The organism is Crossiella sp. NPDC003009, from assembly GCF_053591555.1.
Genome location: NZ_JBSFUA010000009.1, coordinates 17,535 through 35,212 on the forward strand (window position 1 = coordinate 17,535; position 17,678 = coordinate 35,212).

The window sequence follows — 17,678 nt, forward strand, 5'->3', positions numbered from 1 at the left end:
TCGCGGTGGTGACCGGACCGGGTGGTTCGGTCACCAGTTCGTGCCATAAGTCATTTTTGGCGCTAACCTGGTGACATGGGAAAGCGGAAGGAATACCCGCTGCTGGTCAGCGCACCCGCCGCGGTGACCATTCAGGTCCCCGTGGGCACCCTTCTGCACGACTGGCCCAGCGTGCTCGGCCGGATCACCGAGGGTGAACGGGTCCAGGTCACCCGCAACGGCAAAGTGGTGGCGGTGCTCACCGCCCCCGACCCGGACGAGGTCGCCCTGGACGAGCTGGCCGCCTCGGGCCAGGTCGCCGCCGACTGGCGCGACCGCCAGAACACCCTGCGCGGCCTGCTCCGCACCCTGCCCGCCCGCACCGCGCGGGCCGGGGACGACCGAGGATCGGCGGCGGTGCTCGCCGACCGCGAGGACACCGATCGGTGATCTACCTCGACAGCTGCGCCCTGATCAAGCTGATCCTGCCGGAACCCCTGTCCGAGGACCTGTTCACCTACCTGGACAGCCGCACCGAACCCCTGGTCAGCTCCGAGCTGGCCGTGGTCGAGGTGCACCGCGCGCTCACCCGCGTCGAAGCCGGCGACGACGCCCGCACCCTGGCGGACGAGATCCTGGACAACATCACCCAGCTGCCACTGGCCCCGGTGGTCCGCGCCGCCGCGGCCCTGCCCGACCGCTACCTGCGCAGCCTGGACGCCCTGCACCTGGCCACCGCGCTGCGCGTGCCGACCACCCGGTTCGTCAGCTACGACCGGCGGCTGAACGAGGCGGCGGCCAAGGCAGGCCTGACCGTGCGCGCGCCCGGCGCGGCCAAGCGCCCGGCCTGAGCCGCTACCTCGCCGCCTTCCGCAACGGCGAGCAGATCAGCCACAGCGCCGACAGCAGCGCTCCCGTCGCCGACACCCACAGCGTCCCGCGCAGCCCGATCGTCTCCCCCAGCACCCCGCCCAGCAGGCTGCCCAGCGGAATCGCGCCCCACACCAGGAACAACATCGTGGCGTTCATCCGCCCCAGCAGCTCCGGCGGGCAGACCGCCTGCTGGCGGCTGGTCATCGACACCGTGAGCACGATCAGGCTGAACGCGCTGCCGAAGGCGCCCGCCGCCCACCAGAGCAGGCCGTAGCCGGGGGTGGTCAGGGGGAAGCCGAGGAACAGGACGCCGAGGGTGAGGCCGGCGAGCAGGACGGTGCGGTCCTGGCCCAGGCGGGTGGCGATGCGGCGGGCCACCAGGGCGGCGGCCAGGGCTCCGGTGAGGCCGAGGCTGCTGAGCAGGCCGATGGCGGTGGGGGAGAGGTGGATCTCGCGGAGCAGGAAGAGCACGCCGAGGGCGGTCTGCATGGACTGGAACAGGACGAAGGTGGCGCCGTGCAGGCCGAAGGCGCGCAGCACGGGGTGGCCGAAAACCAGGCGCAGGCCCTCGGCGATCTCGCGGCCCAGGTGGCGGTTTTCCGGGCGGGGTGGCTGGGGTTCGCGGTGCTGGATGCCGCGTAGCCAGAGGGCGGACCAGAGGTAGCCCGCGGCGTTGACCAGGACGGTGGCCGGGGCGCCGAAGAACTGGAAGCACAGGCCGGCGACCGTGGGGGCGGCGGTGGCGGCTACCGCGTGGTTGCCGCGCAGCTTGGCGTTGGCCTCCACCAGGTCCGGGGCGGCGACCAGGCGGGGCAGGTAGGTCTGGTGGGCGACCTCGAAGAAGACCGAGAAGACCCCGGCCACCAGCACCGCCAGGTAGACCTGGGTCAGGGTGAGCAGGCCGAAGGCCGCGGCCAGCGGGATGGAGCAGAACGCCGCCGCGCGCACCAGGTCGGCCACCACCAGCACCGGCAGCGCGCGCAGCCGGTCGCACCAGGCGCCGACCAGCAGGCCGAGCACCAGGAAGGCCGCGGTCTGCACGGTCTGGATCGCGGCGACCTCGAAGGCGCTGGCGCGCAGGGTCTCGGCCGCGAGCAGGGGCAGGGCCAGGTGGCTGACCCTGGTGCCGAGCTGGCTGAGCACGTCAGCGGCCCACAGATGCCGGAAGTCGCGTTGCCGGAGCAGGCCGCCGGGCCGCCGGGCGGTGTCCTTGGTCACCAGGGCACTGTGGCAGCTTGAGCGTGATCGGCGCAACTAGCTTGAGTGGATTGGGATCAAGTTTGTTCGGCGCGGTACTTGGCCAGCAGGGACAGGGCTCGGGCGTACTTGGCGCGCAGGCGGTCCTGGGTGGCCTGATCGAGGCGGCCCAGCCGCTCGGGGCCGCTGTTGTCGGCGATGTCGGCGTGCTTGACCACGATCGCGATGTCGTCCTCGGCGGCCCGGCGCAGGTAGCTCTCCATCGGCTCGTCCGGGCCCTTGCTCAGCGCCAGCACCGCCGTCACCACCCGCTCCGGGCAGCCGGCCGCGCGCAGGTCCTCGGCGGTCACCCCGGTGTCCTCGACCACGTCGTGCAGCACCGCGGCCATCTTCGGCCACTCGCCCTCGACCTGGTCCATCACCCGCAGCGGGTGCCGGATGTAGGGCAGGCCCGCCTTGTCCACCTGGCCCTCGTGGGCCCGCGTTGCGATCTCCACCGCACGGGCGAGCGTGAAGCCCTCGGATTCGCTTGGCATGGCTAGATTCGAGCACATGATGCTTGCCTCGCGGGTGCCGTTGATCGTCGCGCCGATGGCCGGTGGGCCGTCCACCCCGGAACTGCTCGCCGCCGCCGGAACGGCCGGGGCGTCCGGGTTCCTGGGGGCCGGTTACCTCAGCACCGAGGCGCTGGACGGGCAGATCGAGCGGACCAGGGCGCTGGGTGTGGCGTCCTTCGGGGTCAACCTGTTCGTGCCGACCGCCGACTCCGGCGCGCCGGTGGCCGGGTACGCCGAGCGGCTGGCGGCGGAGGCGCGGCGGTACGGGGCCGAGCTGGGGCAGCCGCGCTGGGAGGACGACGAGTACCCGGCCAAGGCCGAGCTGTTGCTGGCCCGGCGGGTGCCGGTGGTGTCGTTCACCTTTGGTCACCCCGCGCCGGAGCTGGTCACCAGGTTCAAGGACGTAGGCACCGAGGTGTGGGTCACGGTCACCACGCCGGAAGAAGCCCGGATCGCGGCGGAGGTGGGCGCGGACGTGCTGGTGGTGCAGGGCATGGAGGCCGGTGGGCACCGGGGGGCCTTCGCCAACGACCCCGGGCATCCTGGGGCCGCGCCGCTGTACGGGCTGCTGGCCGCGTTGCGGCTGATCGGCGCGGTCACCGAGCTGCCGCTGGTGGCCACCGGCGGGCTGGTGCACGGCGCGGACATCGCCGCGGTGCTCACCGCGGGCGCGGCCGCCGCGCAGCTGGGCACCGCGTTCCTGCGCTGCCCCGAGGCCGGCACCCAGCCCGCCCAGCGGGCCGCGCTGGCCGCCGGGGACCGGGAGACCGCGCTGACCCGCGCCTTCACCGGCCGCCCCGCGCGCGGGCTGGTCAACCGGGTGCTCACCGAGCACAGCGCGCACGCCCCGGCCGCCTACCCGCAGCTGCACCACCTGACCAGGCCGCTGCGCGCGGCCGCGGCCAAGGCGGGCGATCCGGAGGCGATGTCGCTGTGGGCCGGGCAGACCTACCCGCTGGCCCCTGAGCTGCCCGCGGCCGAGCTGGTGGAGCTGCTCATGGCACAGGCCCGGGACGCGTGGTCCCGGGCCTGCGGCAGGTGGCTCGGTCAGTCCTGAGTGGACTGAGCGGCGGGCTGGTTGAGCTTGGACTTGCGGTAGGAGTAGGCGAAGTAGACGGCCAGGCCGATGCCGAACCAGATCGCGAACCGCAGCCAGGTCTCCGGCTGCAGGAAGGTGATCAGCCAGATGGAGAACACCACGCCGATGATCGGCACCACCGGCATGCCGGGGGTGCGGAAGGTGCGCGGCAGGTCCGGCCGCCGGTAGCGCAGCACGATCACCGCGACGCAGACCACCACGAAGGCCAGCAGGATGCCGATGTTGGTCAGCTCGGCCGCCGCGCTGATGTCCAGGAACCCGGCGATGAAGGCCGAGCAGACGCCGACGATCCAGGTGATCCGGCTGGGCACCTGGTGCTTCTTGCTGGTCTTGGCCAGGAACTGGGGCAGCAGGCCGTCCCGGCTCATCGCGAAGCCGACCCTGGTCACGCCGAGCATGAAGGTGAACATCACGGTGAGGATGCCCAGGATCGCGCCGACGGAGATGATCATGCCGAGGGCGGGCAGGCCGATGTCGGCGAACGCGCTGGCGAAGGCCGCCTCGCCGTCGATCTTGGTGTAGTGCACCATGCCGGTCAGCACCAGGCAGGCCAGCACGTAGAGCACCATCGAGATGGCCAGCGAGTAGATGATCGCCTTGGGCATGTGCTTCTGCGAGTCCTTGGACTCCTCGGCCGCGGTGCTCATCGCGTCGTAGCCGAACACCGCGAAGAACACCGTGGCCGCGCCGGTGACCGCGCCGCCGAAGCCGAAGGGGAAGAAGTTGCTGTAGTTGCCGGTGTTGATGTGGAACACGCCGACCACGATCACCAGCAGCACCACGCCGACCTTGAGCCAGACCAGCGCGCTCTCGAACCGGGCCGCGTTCTTCATGCCCAGGTTGAGCACGTAGGCGATCAGCAGGCAGAGCAGCGCGGCGAAGAGGTTCACGCTGTAGCTGCCCGGCGCCACGCCCTCGCCCTCGGTACCGGGCGCGCCGAGCATCCAGGCAGGCAGCTCGATGCCGAGCATGCCGAGCAGGTTGTTGAAGTAGCCGGAGATGCCGATGGCCACCACCGCCACGATCGCGGTGTACTCCAGCAGCAGGTCCCAGCCGATCAGCCAGCCGGCCAGCTCGCCGAGCACCACGTAGCCGTAGGTGTAGGCGGACCCGGCCTTGGGGATCAGCCCGGCGAACTCGGCGTAGGAGAAGGCCGCAGCCGCGCTGGCGATGCCCGCGATCAGGAAGGAGATCAGCACCGCCGGGCCCGCGGTCTTGTTGGCCACCGCGCCGGCCAGGGAGAAGATGCCGGCGCCGATGATGCCGCCGACGCCGATCGCGGTCAGCTGCCACAGCCCCAGCGACTTGGCCAGTCCGCCGCTCTCGGACTCCCCGGTCACCTGCTCGATCGGTTTGCGCCGGAACACGCTCCGGCCGCCGGACGGACTCTGCGCCCTTGTCATCTCCTGCTCCCTCCACCCGCGGCACGCCGCTGTGCCGCGGTCACCGTAGACGACCGGCCGGGGACTCGGCAGCGTCCGTACACCGTCCAAGACCAGAAAATCGCCAGCCCGGGGAGATCCGCGCCGACTAGGTTGGTGGCATGGGTGCTGGGAGTGTCGTATCGGTCAATGTCGGAGCCATCCAGGTCGTGGACTGGGCCGGGCGCAAGGGCAAGACCGCGATCGACAAACGGCCGGTGGCCGAGGCGAAGATCGGCAAGCTCGGCCTGGCCGGGGACGAGATCAGCGACCTGGAGCACCACGGTGGCGAGTACCAGGCCGTCTACGTCTACTCGGTGGAGGACCTGGCGTTCTGGTCCGCCGAGCTGGGCCGGACGCTGGAGCCGGGCAACGCGGGGGAGAACCTGTCGGTGTCCGGAGTGGACACCCAGGCGCTGGTGATCGGCCAGCGGCTGCGGGTCGGCGGCGCGGTGCTGCGGGCGACCGCGCCCCGGGTGCCCTGCCAGGTCTTCGCCGGGTTCTGGGACGTGCGCGGGCTGGTGAAGAAGTTCACCGTGATCGGCCGCACCGGCGCCTACTTCGCGGTGGAGCAGGAAGGCGAGGTGCGGGCGGGCGATGCGATCGAGACGCTGTCCACGCCGGAGCACGGGGTGACCATCGCCGACGTCTTCGACTACGTGGGCCGCAACAACCGGGAACGGGTGCCCGCGCTGCTGCCCGCACTGGCCGACCTGCCGCCGAAGGTGCAGGGCTGGCTGCGCGACGTCGCGGTCTGAGGCTGGGCGCGGGGACCGCCGGACGGTCCCCGCGCCAGCGGTCAGCGGGTGAAGACGATCTTCCCGGCGGTCTCGCCGCCGAGCATGGCGCGGAAGCCCTCCTCGGCCCGCTCCATCGGCAGCTCCAGGCCGATCTGCGGGCGCAGGCCGGTGAGGTCCAGGAAGGACACCAGGTCGGCCAGCTCGTCGCGGGTGCCCATCATCGAGCCGACCACGTGCAGCTGGAAGAAGAACAGGCGCTGGAGCTCGGCAGGCGGGTTGCCGCCGGTGGTGGCGCCGGAGCAGACCACCACGCCGCCGGGCTTGAGGCTGCGCATGGAGTGCGACCAGCTGGCCTCGCCCACGGTCTCGAACACCGAGTCCACCTTGCCGGGCAGCCGGGCGCCGGGCTCGAAGACCCCGTGCGCGCCAAGGCGTTCGGCCAGCGCGCGCTTCTCCGCCGAGCGGCCGGTGGCCCACACCCGCAGGCCGGCGGCCCGGCCCAGCTGCACCAGCGCGGTGGCCACCCCGCCGGAGGCGCCCTGCACCAGGATGGTCTGGCCGGGGCGGGCGGCGGCCTTGGTGAACAGCATCCGGTAGGCGGTCAGCCAGGCGGTGCCCAGGCAGGCCGCGTCGGTGAAGGACAGCCCGGCCGGCTTGGGCAGCACGTTGCGCTTGGGCAGCACGATGGTCTCGGCGAAGGAGCCCTGCAGTTTCTCCGTCAGCAGGGTGCGCTTGGGGTCCATGGTCTCGTCCCCGCGCCAGTCTTCGTCGTTGATCACCCCGTGGATGACCACCTCGGACCCGTCGGCCAGGGTGCCCGCGCCGTCGCAGCCCAGGATCATCGGGAACTGCTCGGCCTTGATGCCGACCCCGCGCAGTGTCCACAGGTCGTGCATGTTCAGGCTGGCGGCCTTGACGCTGACCGCGACCCAGCCCGCGGGCACCTCGGGCTCGGGGCGTTCGCCGACCACCAGGCCGGCCAGGGGATCCTCGGGATTCGGCTTGTCGGCGTATACGGCGAACATGACCGAAACCTATCGCCTGTCCCTCTCACCCGCCCGTGATGCCGGTCACGGCGGCCCTCCGGCGTAGGCTCGGGGCCGTGCAGTGGTTGGCGGACTCCTGGGACGCGGTCGGGCTGTGGCTCGCCCAGCAGTGGTTCCCGTTCCAGTTCTTGCTCGTGATGGCCGTGCTGCTGCCCGTGTGCTGGGCGCTGGCCTGGGGGATCGACCGGGGCGTCGACCAGGTCTCCGCTGGACTCTCCAAGATCCGGGGCCGCAACAGTGACCTCTCGTAAGCGCATCACCCTGGCCCTGGCCGGACTGATCGCCCTGGTGCTCGTCGGCTGGCTCGGCCGTGACCTGCTCGGCGGTAACTCGGCCGCGCCGCCGTCCTCTAGCACGGGCGCCGCGGTCTCCACCAGCGCCGGAAAGGCCACCCGCTCGGGCGGGGACGTCACCGAGGCGCTGTCCAAGCTGCCCGCGGAGGCGGCCAAGACCTGGAAGCTGATCCAGAGCAACGGGCCGTTCCCGTACCCGGACCGGGACGGGGTGGAGTTCCAGAACCGGGAGAAGCGGCTGCCCGCGCAGGGCAAGGGCTACTACCGCGAGTACACCGTGCCCACGCCGGGCGAGCGCACCCGTGGCGCGCGGCGGCTGGTGACCGGGTCCGGCAAGGAGCTGTACTACACCGGCGACCACTACGAGACCTTCGTGAAGGTGGACCCGAACCGATGACAGCGGTGGAGCACCTGGTCGACGGCAGCGAGCTGCGCACCAAGCGGGCCGTCCTGCAAGCCTTCGCGCAGGCGCTGTCCTTCCCGGACTACTTCGGCGCCAACCTGGACGCCCTCTACGACTGCCTCACCGACCTGTCCTGGCTGCCGCCCGGTGCGCACCGGCTGCACTGGACGCACGCGGAAGTGTTGCGGCGCAGCGATCCGGCCGCCTTCGCCGGGATCAGCGAGGTGCTCGCGGACGCGGTCGCGGCCAACCCCCGGCTCACCGTCCAGGTCAGCGCCTAGACCAGGCCCGAGCGCCGCCTGCCGCGCAGGTAGGCGCGTAAGAAGTCCGCGCGCAGGTAGGACCACGGGTACCGGTCGGCGTGCCCCCTGGTGGCCTCGAAGTGCGGGCGGGCCAGCTGGTGCTCACCGCACAGCGAGAGCCAGAACGCGACCAGGTTGTGCCCGCTGATCTTGGCCCTGGGGTCCACGCCGTGCGGGTGCTGCCAGCGCGCCACCGCCGCCCGCGCCTGCTCGCGCACGTCGGCGCGGTCGGTGTACCGGCGGCGCGCGCGGCCGGGTAACTCCGCCCACTGCTCGATGTGGCCGCGTAAGACCAGCAGGTTCAGCGCGGAGCCGACCGGCGCGGTGGCCGCGGCCTCGGTGACGAAGGCGATCCTGGCCTCCGGCGGGTGGCCCCACCTCGGCGACAGCGAGGCGAGCAGCTGCTCGTGCCCGCGCAGGTGCTGCGGGGCGAGTGCGCGCAGCCGGTGCCAGCGCCGCGCGGTCTCCGCCGGGCCGAGCCGCTGGCCACGGGCCAGCTGCACCAGCCACACCCATGGCGTCGGGTCAGCCGGGTCCAGCTCGGTGGCCCGGGCGCACATCACCTCGGCCGTGGCCAGCGCGCTCGGCAGCGTCTCGGCCCGCAGCACCTCCACCGCACCGCGCACGATCCACCCGATCGGGTCGCCCGGTTCGCTGGTCACCCACTCCAGCAGCCAGCGCGGCACCGAGGTCCCGTGCCCGGCGCGCACCGTGGCCGCGGCGACCAGCACGGCGTCGGAGCGGTCGTCGGAGTCGTGCGCGCAGGCGATCAGCGCGGCCACCGCGGTCCGGTCCCCGGCGCGGGTCGCCGCGCGGACCGCCTCCAGCTCCGGGCTGCCGTAGGTCAGGCCCTCGCGCGCCTCGGGCAGCGAGCACAACCGCCTGGCGAAGATCTTCGGCACGGAGATCGAGCCTATGGTGTGGCACATGGAGTCGCTGGACCAGATGGAGGCCAATCTCGCCCGGCACGCGAGCCTGTTGCACGACCCGGCGCGGGTGGTGCGGGCCGCGGACCTGTTCTACGCCGACAGCGGCCTGGCCGATGACACCTTCAATATCATCGCCGGGGCCCGGTTCACCGCGGCGACCGCGGACCGGCGGATCGCCGAGACCATCGACGCGCTGCACCGCACCGGCCGCCCGTTCTCCTGGTGGGTCGGCCCGGCCTCGACGCCGGGTGACCTGTCCGCGCGGCTGAGCGCGGCCGGGCTGCCCGCCACCGAGTCCGAGACCGCGATGTGGGCGAGCCTGGACGAGCTGGCCGCGCCGCGCGGGGCCGAGGGCCTGGACGTGGTGGTGGCGCGCACGCCGGAGCAGCTGACCGACTACGCCGGGGTGCTGGCCGCGCTGTGGGACCCGCCCTCGCCCGCGGTCCGCGCCTACTACGCCCAGCCCGCCGCGCTCGACTGCGCGGCGAAGTTCCTGGTGGGCTACGCCGACGGGCAGCCGGTGTGCACCGCCGAGGTGACCCTGCACGCCGGGGTCGCCGGGCTCTACAACGTCTGCACCGCGAGCACCCACCGCCGCCGCGGCTTCGGCGGCGCGATCACCGACGCGGCCCTGCACCTGGCCCGCGACGCCGGCTACCGGACCGCGGTGCTCCAGGCCTCGGCCGAGGGCGAGCCGGTGTACCGGCGGCTGGGCTTCCAGGTCTGCGGGCGGTTCACCGAGCATGCACTGCGGTAGCGGCGCCAAAGACGCACCCGGTTTGGCGAGATCCCTGGCGCAGGGCCAGAATCGGCTGGCATGCGACGAATGACCCCGGCTGTGCTGACCGCGGTGGCGATCCTCGGTCTCACGGCGTGCTCGTCCGGCGGGACCGGCTCCCCACAGACCTCCAGCGCGACCACCAGCGCGGCCCCGGCCCCGCTGGTGTCGGCGACCTTCGCTCCGCCGGCGGCCACCGGCGCCCAGCCGCCCGGCGTGGTCTACAACACCGAACTGGTGCCCGCGGGCGCGGCGGGCACGGTCACCGGCGCCACCGCCGACGGCCGCACCACGGTGACCCTCAACGTCACCGGCCTGCGCCCCAACCGCAAGTACGGCTCGCACGTGCACACCAAGGCGTGCGGTCCGAAGCCCGCGGACTCCGGACCGCACTACCAGGACAAGCTGGACCCGGTGCAGCCCTCGGTGGACCCGGCCTTCGCCAACCCGAAGAACGAGGTCTGGCTGGACTTCGAGACCGACGCCGCGGGCGCGGCCAAGGTCTCGGCCACGGTGGAGTGGAAGTGGCGGCCGAACGAGGCCAACTCGGTGGTGCTGCACATCGACCAGACCAACCACCACGACCACGGCAAGGCGGGCACCGCCGGTGAGCGCCTGGCCTGCCTGACCGCCCCGTTCAAGTCCTAGCCGGGCCGGGTGCCCGTGGTCACTCGGCCGCGGGCACCCAGGAGGCCGGGCGCTTCTCGGCGAAGGCGCGGATGCCCTCCTGGCCCTCGGCGCTGGCGAAGTGCCCAGCGGAGAGCTCCAGCATGTCCGCGAAGTCCTCGCCCAGACCGGCGGCCGGGGGGCGGCGGAGCATGGCCTTGGTGGCGGCCAGCGCGTTGGGGCCGCCGAGGGCGAGCATGTCGGTGTAGCGGCGGACCTCGGCGTCCAGGTCCTCGGCGGGGACCGCGGAGTTGATCAGGCCGATGGCCGCGGCGCGCCCGGCGTCGAACTTCTCGCCGGTGAGAAACAGCTCGTGCGCGGCGCGCGGCAGCAGCCGGGGCAGCACGGTGACCGAGATGACCGCGGGCACCACGCCGATGCGGACCTCGGTGAAGGCGAAGCTGGCCGCGTGTGTGGCCACCGCGATGTCACAGGCGGCCACGATGCCGACGCCACCGGCGCGGGCCGGGCCGGCGACCTTGGCCACCACCGGTTTGGGGCTGGTCCAGAGCTGTTCCAGGATCGCCGGGAACTCGTTCACGCCCTGGTCGCCCGCGCCGGCGCCGCGGGACTCCTTGAGGTCCATGCCGGAGCAGAACACGGTGCCGGTGTGTCCCAGCACGACCACCCGCACCGCCTCGTCGGCGATGGCGGTGCTCAGGTGCGCGCGCAGCTCGCGGCGGAGCTGGGCGGAGAGGGCGTTGCGGTTGTGCGGGGAGTCGAGAGTGATCTCGGCGATGCCGCGGTCGACCGCGTAGTGGACGAGTTCGTCAGCCATGCACGCACCCTAAACATAGAAGTGACCGCATCGGGGAGACGGGCGGTTCTCCCCGATGCGGTCTGGAACCGGCTGAAAGGAGGCAGTTCAGCCGATCGTCGTGGTGGTCAACGCCGGGTTGGGGTTGGGGTAGCACTTGGTGGGGGCGTCAACCGGGATCCCGAGCGCGACCGCGGTGGCGATGAAGGTCAGGCCGGGGTTGGCGAAGCTGGAGCCGCCGAGCTTGGTCTCGATGGTGCCGCTGGCGCCGGCGGTGAGCTTGACGGTGATGGTGGGGATCTCGAAGGCCGCGCCGCCCGCGAGCGCCGCGCTCAGCTTGACCTCCAGGTTGTTGCCGACCTTGGTGATCGTCGGCGTGCCCACGCCGGAGCCGCCGGAGAGGGTGGCCGAGACGTAGGTGGAGTTCGCCGGGACCGGGACGGTCAGCAGGAAGTTCTTGATCTCACGCAGGGTGTAGTTGCCGACCTTGTCCGGCACCTTGTTCGGCGCGGGGTCGAACACCGCGGTGACCTCGCCGCCGGGGGCGACGGTGGCCGGTGCGGTGGCGGTCAGGTCCTGGCTGAAGGTGGCGTCAACCGGACCGAGTGGACTGCTGGCCTGACAGGCGAAGTTCACCGCGGCCGCAGGGGTGGCCACGGCGGGACCGGCAAGGGTGAGCAGGGGGGCGACGACCGCGGTCGCGGCTAGCAACAGTCGAGCGGTGGAGCGTCGTGCAGGGGACATATCCCACCTCGCTGTAGAAAATTCCTCCCGACACGGCGGCGGCAGAGGTGATTCTCACACGACGATCATTCTGTTGTTAACCCACTAAAGTCGTGATGTTGCGCCGTTCGGCCGCACACGCCTCGGCATAGCGGTGCAGCACCAGCTCGGCCACCTCGGGGTCGTCCCCGAGCGGCCGCGCCACTACGGTGTCCAGCCCGCAGGCCCGCGCCGCGGTGATCACCCGGTCCGGCAGCAGGCCGGGGGCCAGGAACCAGGAGGCCAACGCGATCCGTTGCGCGCCAAGGGCTTTCAGCCGCTCGACCACGGTGGCGACCGCCGGTTGCGCGCTGGCCGCGAAGGCGGCCTCCACCCCGGCCCAGCCCGCGTTCATCGACCAGCGGCGGGCCAGCGCGCGCACGGTGGCGTTGGCCGGTTCGTGCGAGGAGCCCGCCCCGGCCAGCACCACGCCGAGCTCCCGGTCGCCGGGCGCCGCGCCGGCCTCGGCCAGCCTGCGCAGCGCGGCCGACTCCAGCCGGGGGTCCGGGCCGAGCACGTCGGCTATCCGCACGGACAGCCTGGGCAGCCGGGTGACCACCTCGGACACCGCGCCGGGCAGGTCCACCTTGGCGTGGTAGGCCCGGCCCAGCAGCAGCGGGGCCACCACCACCTCGCGATGACCCTGTTCGTACAGGCCGGTCAGCACCTCACCCAGGCGCGGCGCGGACAGCTCGAGGAAGGCCGAGCGCACGTCCAGGCCGGGGGCCAGCGCGCGGACCACGGTGAGCAGCTCGTGCACGGTGGCCGCCGAACGCGGGTCGCGGCTGCCGTGCGCCACCGCGACCAGCGGGATCCCGTGGTCCATCACACCGCCGTGGCCAGGCCGCGGGCGCGCAGCACCACGCGCTCCAGTGGACGGAAGAACAGCAACTCCACGCCGATGCCGACCAGCAGGATCAACAGGATCGCCGCGATCACCAGCGACATGTCGGTGAGCTGGCGGCCCTCCTCCAGCATCTGCCCGAGGCCGATGCCCAGGTCCGGCGAGCGGGCGATGATCTCCGCGGCCATCAGCGAACGCCAGGAGAACGCCCAGCCCTGCTTGAGCCCGGCCAGGTAGCCGGGCAGCGCGGCGGGCAGCAGCACGTGCCGGGCGGACTGCAACCGGCCCGCGCCCAGCACCGTGCCCACCCGCAGCAGCAGCGGTGGCACCTGGTCGATCCCGGCGACCAGGCCGTTGGCGATGGAGGGCACCGCGCCCAGCAGCACCACGGCGTAGATCATCGAGTCGTTGAGGCCCAGCCACAGCAGCGCGGCGGGCACCCAGGCCACCGAGGGCAGGCTCTGCAACCCGCTCAGCAGCGGCCCGATCGCCGCGCGCACCAACGAGATCCGGGCCACCACCAGGCCCAGCGGGGTGCCGATGGCCACCGCGGCCAGGAAGCCCAGCACCGCGCGATGGGTGGAGACCCACAGCGTCTCCCAGGCCTGGCCGTCCAGCATCCGCTCCCACAGCACCCCGGCCACGGTGAGCGGGGCGGGCAGCTTGTACTCCGGCTCGATCGCCGAGGCCCACAACACCTGCCACACCACCACGATCAGCGCCAGCGCCACCAGTGGCGGCAGCACCGTGCGGGCGAACCGGAGCCAGCCGCCGCGGGAGCGGGCAGCCGTCGGCGCGTCGAGGGCGTCCAGCCCGGCTTCCAGCGCGGCCAGGTCCTCGCCGGATTTGGCCTCAGGAGCGGCCATGGCTGGAGATCACCTCCCGGAGGTGGCCGGTGATCTCCTCGGTCAGCTTGTCGGTGTCCTGCTCGTTGATCGCCCACTCGCGCACCACCCGGCCCGGCCGGGAGGACAGCAGCACCACCCGCTGGCCGAGCCGGACCGCCTCGCGCACGTCGTGGGTGACGAAGAGCACCGCGGTGCCGGTGCGCTCCCAGATCCGGCGCAGCTCGCCCTGCAGCGCGTCCCTGGTGATCGCGTCCAGCGCGGCGAAGGGCTCGTCCATGAGCAGCAACGGGTTGCCGCCCTCGGCCTCGTCCAGGGTGGTGGCCAGCGCGCGGGCCAGCGCGACCCGCTGGCGCATGCCGCCGGAGAGCTCGTGCGGGCGCTTGCGGCCGACCTCGGCCAGCCGCACCAGGTCCAGCAGCTTGGTCGCGGTGGCCGCGCGCTCGGCCCGGCCGAGGCCGCGCAGCCGCAGCGGCAGCTCGACGTTGCGGGCCGCGGTGAGCCATGGCATCAGCGCGGGCTCCTGGAAGACCACCGCTGGCCGTCCACTGTGGACCGACACCGTGCCGCCGGTCGGCTTGTCCAGTCCGGCCACCAGGTTGAGCAGGGTGGACTTGCCGCAGCCGGAGGCGCCGAGCAGGCAGACGAACTCGCCCGGCCGCACGGTCAGCTCGACCCCGTCCAGGGCCACCACGGTGTTCGCGCCGCGGCCGAAGGACTTGGTCACCTTGTCCAGGTGCACCACCGCGTCGGCGAGGTGGCCGGACGGGCGAATGTGTTCCAGAGTCGCGGTCATGACCGTGCCCTCACTTTCCGTCAAGTCCGGATGCGTCAGCGGTGGGCAGCCCGGCGGCCCGCAGCGCCTCGTTCAGCGCGGTCAGGTCGACGAGTCCCTTGAGGTCGAACTCCTGCTTGGCCACCCCGGCGGCCACGGCGTCCTTGGACAGCTTGGGGAAGGTGCTCGCGGCCGGGTCGGTGCTGAAGGCGATCTGGCTGAACGACCGCTCCAGCACCGGTTCCGGCAGCGGCTTGCCCGCGTACCTGCCCAGCGCGGCGTTGACCGTCTTCCTGGCCTCGGCCGGGTTGTCGTTGAGGAACTTGGTCGCGGCGACGTGGCCGCGGAGCAGCGCCTTGACCGTCGCCGGGTGCTTCTGCGCGAACTCGGTGCGCACGATCAGCACCGTGGTCGGGAACTTGCCGCCCGGCCACAGGTCCCGCTCGTCCACCAGCACCTTGCCGCCGGCCTCCAGCACCAGCCGGGAGGCCCAGGGCTCGGGCAGCCAGCCGCCGTCGAGCTGGCCGGAGCGGAAGGCGTCGAAGGTCTGCGGGTTCTCCGTGTTGGCGATCTTGACGTCCTTGCCGCCGGTGCTCTCCACCTTCAGCCCCTGCTGGGCCAGGTAGGCCCGCAGCGCCACGTCCTGGGTGCCGCCCAGCTGCGGGGTGGCGATGGTCTTGTCCTTGAGCTCCTGCGGACCGTTGATCTCCTTGCGCACCACCAGTTGGGCGCCGCCGGTAGCCGCGCCCGCGATCAGCCGGATCGCCGTGCCCTTGGACTTGGTGAAGGCGTTGATGGTCGGGTTGGGCCCGATGAAGGTCGCGTCCAGCGACCCGGCCAGCAGCGCCTCCACCGCCGAAGGGCCTGCGTTGAACGCCTGGGTGCTGAGCTTGGTGCCGCCCAGTTCCTTGGCGATGAACTTGCGGTCCTCGTCGATGCCGACCAGGGCCGGGGCGTGTGTGACGTTGGGGAAGAAGCCGAGTCGCAGTTCCGCCGCCGGTCCGGAGTCGCTCGCCTGGGTGGTCGACTCGGCGGCCCTGGTGCAGCCGCTGACCGCGGCGATCAGCGCGGTGGCGGCGAGCACTGCGGGCAGGACGCGATGGCGGCGTCGCGGGGTGCGCACGGGGTTCCTCCTGGGAGACAAGGCAGGGATGGCTAGGGGCCGGGGGAGACGAGGGCTCGGTCGTCGGCGGTCGCGTCGCCGAGTCCGGCGTCCTCGTGGACATCCGGGATGGGCAGGGGAGCGCCGATGAGTCCGGCGGCCAGGGTGCCGCCGTCGTTCGGGTCGATCACCAGGAAGGACCCGGTGCGCCTGCTGCTGGTGTACTCGTCAACCGGGAGCGGCTCCGCGGTCCGGATGAGCACCCGGCCGATCTGGTTGAGCTCCAGCGAGTCCGGCGTGTCCACAGTGGACAGTCGCTGTTCGTCGAAGCGGTCGGACAGCTCGGTGACGATGGCGGGGACGGTGCGGGTGCCGTGTTTGATCAGGACCCTGGCGTTGGCGCGCAACGGTTTCTCCGCCAGCCAGCAGACGGTGGCGTTGAGCTCGTCGCTCACTGAGGGAGAGTGTTCCGCGCTGGCGATCAGGTCGCCACGGGAGATGTCCAGATCGTTGTCCAGCAGCAGGGTCACCGACTGCCCGGCCCCCGCCTCGGCCAGTTCGCCGTCCGCGGTGTCGATGCGCACCACGGTGCTGCGCAGTCCGGCGGGTAGCACCACGACCTCATCGCCCGGCCGCACCACCCCGGCCGCGACCTGGCCGGCGTAGCCCCGGTAGTCGGGGTACTCGGGCGTGCGCGGCCGGATCACGTACTGCACCGGGAAGCGGAACGGCGCGTCGTGCGGATCCGGTTGCACCGGCACGGTTTCCAGGTGCTCCAGCAGGGTCGGCCCGGTGTACCAGGGGGTGCGCTCGGAGCGGTCCACCACGTTGTCGCCGACCAGCGCGGAGACCGGCACGGACAGCACCGCCTCCTCCGGGTAGCCCAAGGCGTTGGCGTGCGCCAGGAACTCCTTGGCGATCAGCCCGAACTTGGCCTCGTCGTAGTCGATGAGGTCGATCTTGTTGACCGCCAGCACCAGCTGCGGCACGCCGAGCATGGCCAGCACGGCCGCGTGCCGCCTGGTCTGCTCGATCACGCCCTTGCGCGCGTCCACCAGCAGGATGGCCAGCTGCGCGGTGGAGGCGCCGGTGACCGTGTTGCGGGTGTACTGCACGTGTCCGGGGGTGTCGGCGAGCACGTAGCTGCGCCGGGGGGTGGCGAAGTAGCGGTAGGCCACGTCGATGGTGATGCCCTGCTCGCGTTCCGAGCGCAGGCCGTCCACCAGCAGTGACAGGTCCGGTGTGGACAGTCCGCGGTCGACGCTGGCCCGCTGCACGGCTTCCAGCTGGTCGGCGAGCACGGACTTGGTGTCGTACAACAGGCGGCCGACCAGCGTGGACTTGCCGTCGTCGACGGATCCGGCAGTGGCCAGCCTCAGCAGGTCGGTCATCAGAAGTAGCCCTCTCGCTTCCGGTCTTCCATGGCCGCTTCGCTGAGCCGGTCGTCGGCGCGGGTGGCGCCGCGTTCGGTGAGCCGGGAGGCGGAGACCTCGGCGATCACCGCGGCGAGGTCGCTCGCCTCGGACTCCACCGCGCCGGTGCACGAGCCGTCGCCGACCGTGCGATACCGGATCACCTTGCGCTGCACGGTTTCCCCTGGCCGAGGGCCGCCCCACGGGCCTTCGGTGAGCCACATGCCGTCGCGCAGGTAGACGTCCCGCTCGTGCGAGTAGTAGATCGAGGGCAGCTCGATGTTCTCCCGCTCGATGTAGCGCCAGATGTCCAGCTCGGTCCAGTTGGACAGCGGGAACACCCGGACGTGCTCGCCTGGCCGGTGCCGCCCGTTGTAGAGGTTCCACAGCTCGGGCCGCTGCCGCTTGGGCTCCCACTGGCCGAAGGCGTTGCGCAGGCTGAAGATGCGCTCCTTGGCGCGGGCCCGCTCCTCGTCCCTGCGGCCGCCGCCGAAGACCGCGTCGAACTTGTGCGCGGTGATCGAGTCCAGCAGCGGCACGGTCTGCAGCGGGTTGCGGGTGCCGTCCGGGCGTTCCTGCAGACGGCCGTCGTCGATCCAGTCCTGCACGTGCGCGACCTCCAGCCGCAGCCCGTGCCTGGCCACCAGTTCGTCCCGGAAGGTGATGACCTCCTCGAAGTTGTGGCCGGTGTCCACGTGCAGCAAGGTGAACGGCACCGGCGCGGGCCAGAAGGCCTTGAGCGCCAGGTGCACCAGCACCGTGGAGTCCTTGCCGCCGGAGAACAGGATCACCGGCCGGTCGAACTCCCCGGCCACCTCCCGGAAGATGTGGATCGCTTCGGACTCCAGGGCAGTCAGGTTGTCCTGGGCCGGTCGCAGCGTGCTCGTCATTCCCCCGC

General features: G+C 72.2%; 22 protein-coding genes. 9 read left to right on the forward strand and 13 right to left on the reverse strand.

All coding sequences use genetic code 11. The features are described from left to right. Positions 1–75: 75 nt before the first annotated feature. Both ACWDY5_RS12450 and ACWDY5_RS12455 read left to right on the forward strand, forming a co-directional pair. Positions 76–429, forward strand: a complete 354-nt coding sequence (locus tag ACWDY5_RS12450) for a type II toxin-antitoxin system Phd/YefM family antitoxin (protein WP_252486369.1) — start codon at positions 76–78, stop codon at positions 427–429. Next, complete coding sequence (locus tag ACWDY5_RS12455; RefSeq protein ID WP_449722321.1) at positions 426–830, forward strand: type II toxin-antitoxin system VapC family toxin; 405 nt, start codon at positions 426–428, stop codon at positions 828–830. Before ACWDY5_RS12450 ends, ACWDY5_RS12455 begins: the two co-directional genes overlap by 4 nt. A gap of 4 nt (positions 831–834) precedes the next feature. Here the strand turns inward: ACWDY5_RS12455 and ACWDY5_RS12460 are convergent, their stop codons facing one another. Further along, entirely contained in the window at positions 835–2,070 is a 1,236-nt protein-coding gene (locus tag ACWDY5_RS12460) for an MFS transporter (protein ID WP_449722322.1), read from the reverse strand. 56 nt (positions 2,071–2,126) lie between these two features. Further along, the gene (locus ACWDY5_RS12465) at positions 2,127–2,585 is read right to left on the reverse strand and encodes an HD domain-containing protein (RefSeq protein ID WP_449722323.1); all 459 of its coding nucleotides are present in this window, start codon (positions 2,583–2,585) and stop codon (positions 2,127–2,129) included. Positions 2,586–2,604: 19 nt separating this feature from the next. On the opposite strand from ACWDY5_RS12465, the gene ACWDY5_RS12470 reads away from it, so the two are divergent. Beyond that, positions 2,605–3,663, forward strand: a complete 1,059-nt coding sequence (locus ACWDY5_RS12470; RefSeq protein WP_449722519.1) for a nitronate monooxygenase — start codon at positions 2,605–2,607, stop codon at positions 3,661–3,663. Here the strand turns inward: ACWDY5_RS12470 and ACWDY5_RS12475 are convergent. Further along, positions 3,654–5,108 (reverse strand): amino acid permease, encoded by a 1,455-nt coding sequence (locus ACWDY5_RS12475; protein WP_449722324.1) that lies wholly within the window; start codon positions 5,106–5,108, stop codon positions 3,654–3,656. The two genes, ACWDY5_RS12470 and ACWDY5_RS12475, sit on opposite strands and share 10 nt — an antisense overlap. A gap of 140 nt (positions 5,109–5,248) precedes the next feature. Between ACWDY5_RS12475 and ACWDY5_RS12480 the strand changes: the two genes are divergently transcribed. Then, positions 5,249–5,884 (forward strand): MOSC domain-containing protein, encoded by a 636-nt coding sequence (locus tag ACWDY5_RS12480; protein WP_449722325.1) that lies wholly within the window; start codon positions 5,249–5,251, stop codon positions 5,882–5,884. Between the two features lie 41 nt (positions 5,885–5,925). Here ACWDY5_RS12480 and ACWDY5_RS12485 read toward each other — a convergent pair whose 3' ends face one another. Continuing rightward, positions 5,926–6,891: a zinc-binding dehydrogenase gene (locus tag ACWDY5_RS12485; protein WP_449722326.1), complete on the reverse strand. Its 966-nt coding sequence runs from the start codon at positions 6,889–6,891 to the stop codon at positions 5,926–5,928. Positions 6,892–6,968: 77 nt separating this feature from the next. On the opposite strand from ACWDY5_RS12485, the gene ACWDY5_RS12490 reads away from it, so the two are divergent. Genes ACWDY5_RS12490 through ACWDY5_RS12500 form a run of 3 tightly spaced genes read left to right on the forward strand, consistent with a single transcriptional unit; the run spans position 6,969 to position 7,889 of the window. Then, positions 6,969–7,163 (forward strand): hypothetical protein, encoded by a 195-nt coding sequence (locus tag ACWDY5_RS12490; RefSeq protein ID WP_252486361.1) that lies wholly within the window; start codon positions 6,969–6,971, stop codon positions 7,161–7,163. Then, the gene (locus ACWDY5_RS12495; protein WP_449722327.1) at positions 7,150–7,602 is read left to right on the forward strand and encodes a ribonuclease domain-containing protein; all 453 of its coding nucleotides are present in this window, start codon (positions 7,150–7,152) and stop codon (positions 7,600–7,602) included. Before ACWDY5_RS12490 ends, ACWDY5_RS12495 begins: the two co-directional genes overlap by 14 nt. Then, complete coding sequence (locus ACWDY5_RS12500; protein WP_449722328.1) at positions 7,599–7,889, forward strand: barstar family protein; 291 nt, start codon at positions 7,599–7,601, stop codon at positions 7,887–7,889. The genes ACWDY5_RS12495 and ACWDY5_RS12500 overlap by 4 nt, the downstream gene beginning before the upstream one ends. Here ACWDY5_RS12500 and ACWDY5_RS12505 read toward each other — a convergent pair. After that, positions 7,886–8,812: a hypothetical protein gene (locus tag ACWDY5_RS12505; protein ID WP_449722329.1), complete on the reverse strand. Its 927-nt coding sequence runs from the start codon at positions 8,810–8,812 to the stop codon at positions 7,886–7,888. The two genes, ACWDY5_RS12500 and ACWDY5_RS12505, sit on opposite strands and share 4 nt — an antisense overlap. Positions 8,813–8,837: 25 nt before the next feature. Here ACWDY5_RS12505 and ACWDY5_RS12510 point away from each other — a divergent pair, with 25 nt between their 5' ends. Next, positions 8,838–9,596 (forward strand): GNAT family N-acetyltransferase, encoded by a 759-nt coding sequence (locus ACWDY5_RS12510; protein WP_449722330.1) that lies wholly within the window; start codon positions 8,838–8,840, stop codon positions 9,594–9,596. Positions 9,597–9,656: 60 nt separating this feature from the next. Beyond that, the gene (locus ACWDY5_RS12515) at positions 9,657–10,265 is read left to right on the forward strand and encodes a superoxide dismutase family protein (protein ID WP_449722331.1); all 609 of its coding nucleotides are present in this window, start codon (positions 9,657–9,659) and stop codon (positions 10,263–10,265) included. 19 nt (positions 10,266–10,284) lie between these two features. On the opposite strand, the gene ACWDY5_RS12520 is transcribed toward ACWDY5_RS12515, so the two are convergent. The 8 genes from ACWDY5_RS12520 to cysD form a co-directional block, all read right to left on the reverse strand. Beyond that, positions 10,285–11,061 carry an enoyl-CoA hydratase-related protein gene (locus ACWDY5_RS12520; RefSeq protein ID WP_449722332.1) on the reverse strand — a complete coding sequence of 259 codons (777 nt, stop codon included), beginning with the start codon at positions 11,059–11,061 and terminating at the stop codon, positions 10,285–10,287. A gap of 87 nt (positions 11,062–11,148) precedes the next feature. After that, on the reverse strand, positions 11,149–11,784 hold the full coding sequence (locus ACWDY5_RS12525; RefSeq protein WP_449722333.1) for a cyclase: 636 nt from the start codon (positions 11,782–11,784) through the stop codon (positions 11,149–11,151). 76 nt (positions 11,785–11,860) lie between these two features. Next, on the reverse strand, positions 11,861–12,628 hold the full coding sequence (locus ACWDY5_RS12530; protein ID WP_449722334.1) for a sirohydrochlorin chelatase: 768 nt from the start codon (positions 12,626–12,628) through the stop codon (positions 11,861–11,863). Then, a complete protein-coding gene (locus ACWDY5_RS12535; protein ID WP_449722335.1) occupies positions 12,628–13,512 on the reverse strand; it encodes an ABC transporter permease in 885 nt (294 codons plus the stop codon). The genes ACWDY5_RS12530 and ACWDY5_RS12535 overlap by 1 nt, the downstream gene beginning before the upstream one ends. Continuing rightward, positions 13,499–14,287 (reverse strand): ABC transporter ATP-binding protein, encoded by a 789-nt coding sequence (locus ACWDY5_RS12540; protein ID WP_449722336.1) that lies wholly within the window; start codon positions 14,285–14,287, stop codon positions 13,499–13,501. The genes ACWDY5_RS12535 and ACWDY5_RS12540 overlap by 14 nt, the downstream gene beginning before the upstream one ends. Positions 14,288–14,297: 10 nt before the next feature. Continuing rightward, positions 14,298–15,389 (reverse strand): ABC transporter substrate-binding protein, encoded by a 1,092-nt coding sequence (locus tag ACWDY5_RS12545; protein ID WP_449722337.1) that lies wholly within the window; start codon positions 15,387–15,389, stop codon positions 14,298–14,300. Positions 15,390–15,421: 32 nt separating this feature from the next. Further along, positions 15,422–16,759, reverse strand: coding sequence for a sulfate adenylyltransferase subunit 1 (locus tag ACWDY5_RS12550; protein ID WP_449722338.1), 1,338 nt, complete (start codon positions 16,757–16,759; stop codon positions 15,422–15,424). Further along, entirely contained in the window at positions 16,759–17,670 is a 912-nt protein-coding gene (gene cysD, locus ACWDY5_RS12555; protein WP_449722339.1) for a sulfate adenylyltransferase subunit CysD, read from the reverse strand. The genes ACWDY5_RS12550 and cysD overlap by 1 nt, the downstream gene beginning before the upstream one ends. Between the last annotated feature and the right edge of the window lie 8 nt (positions 17,671–17,678).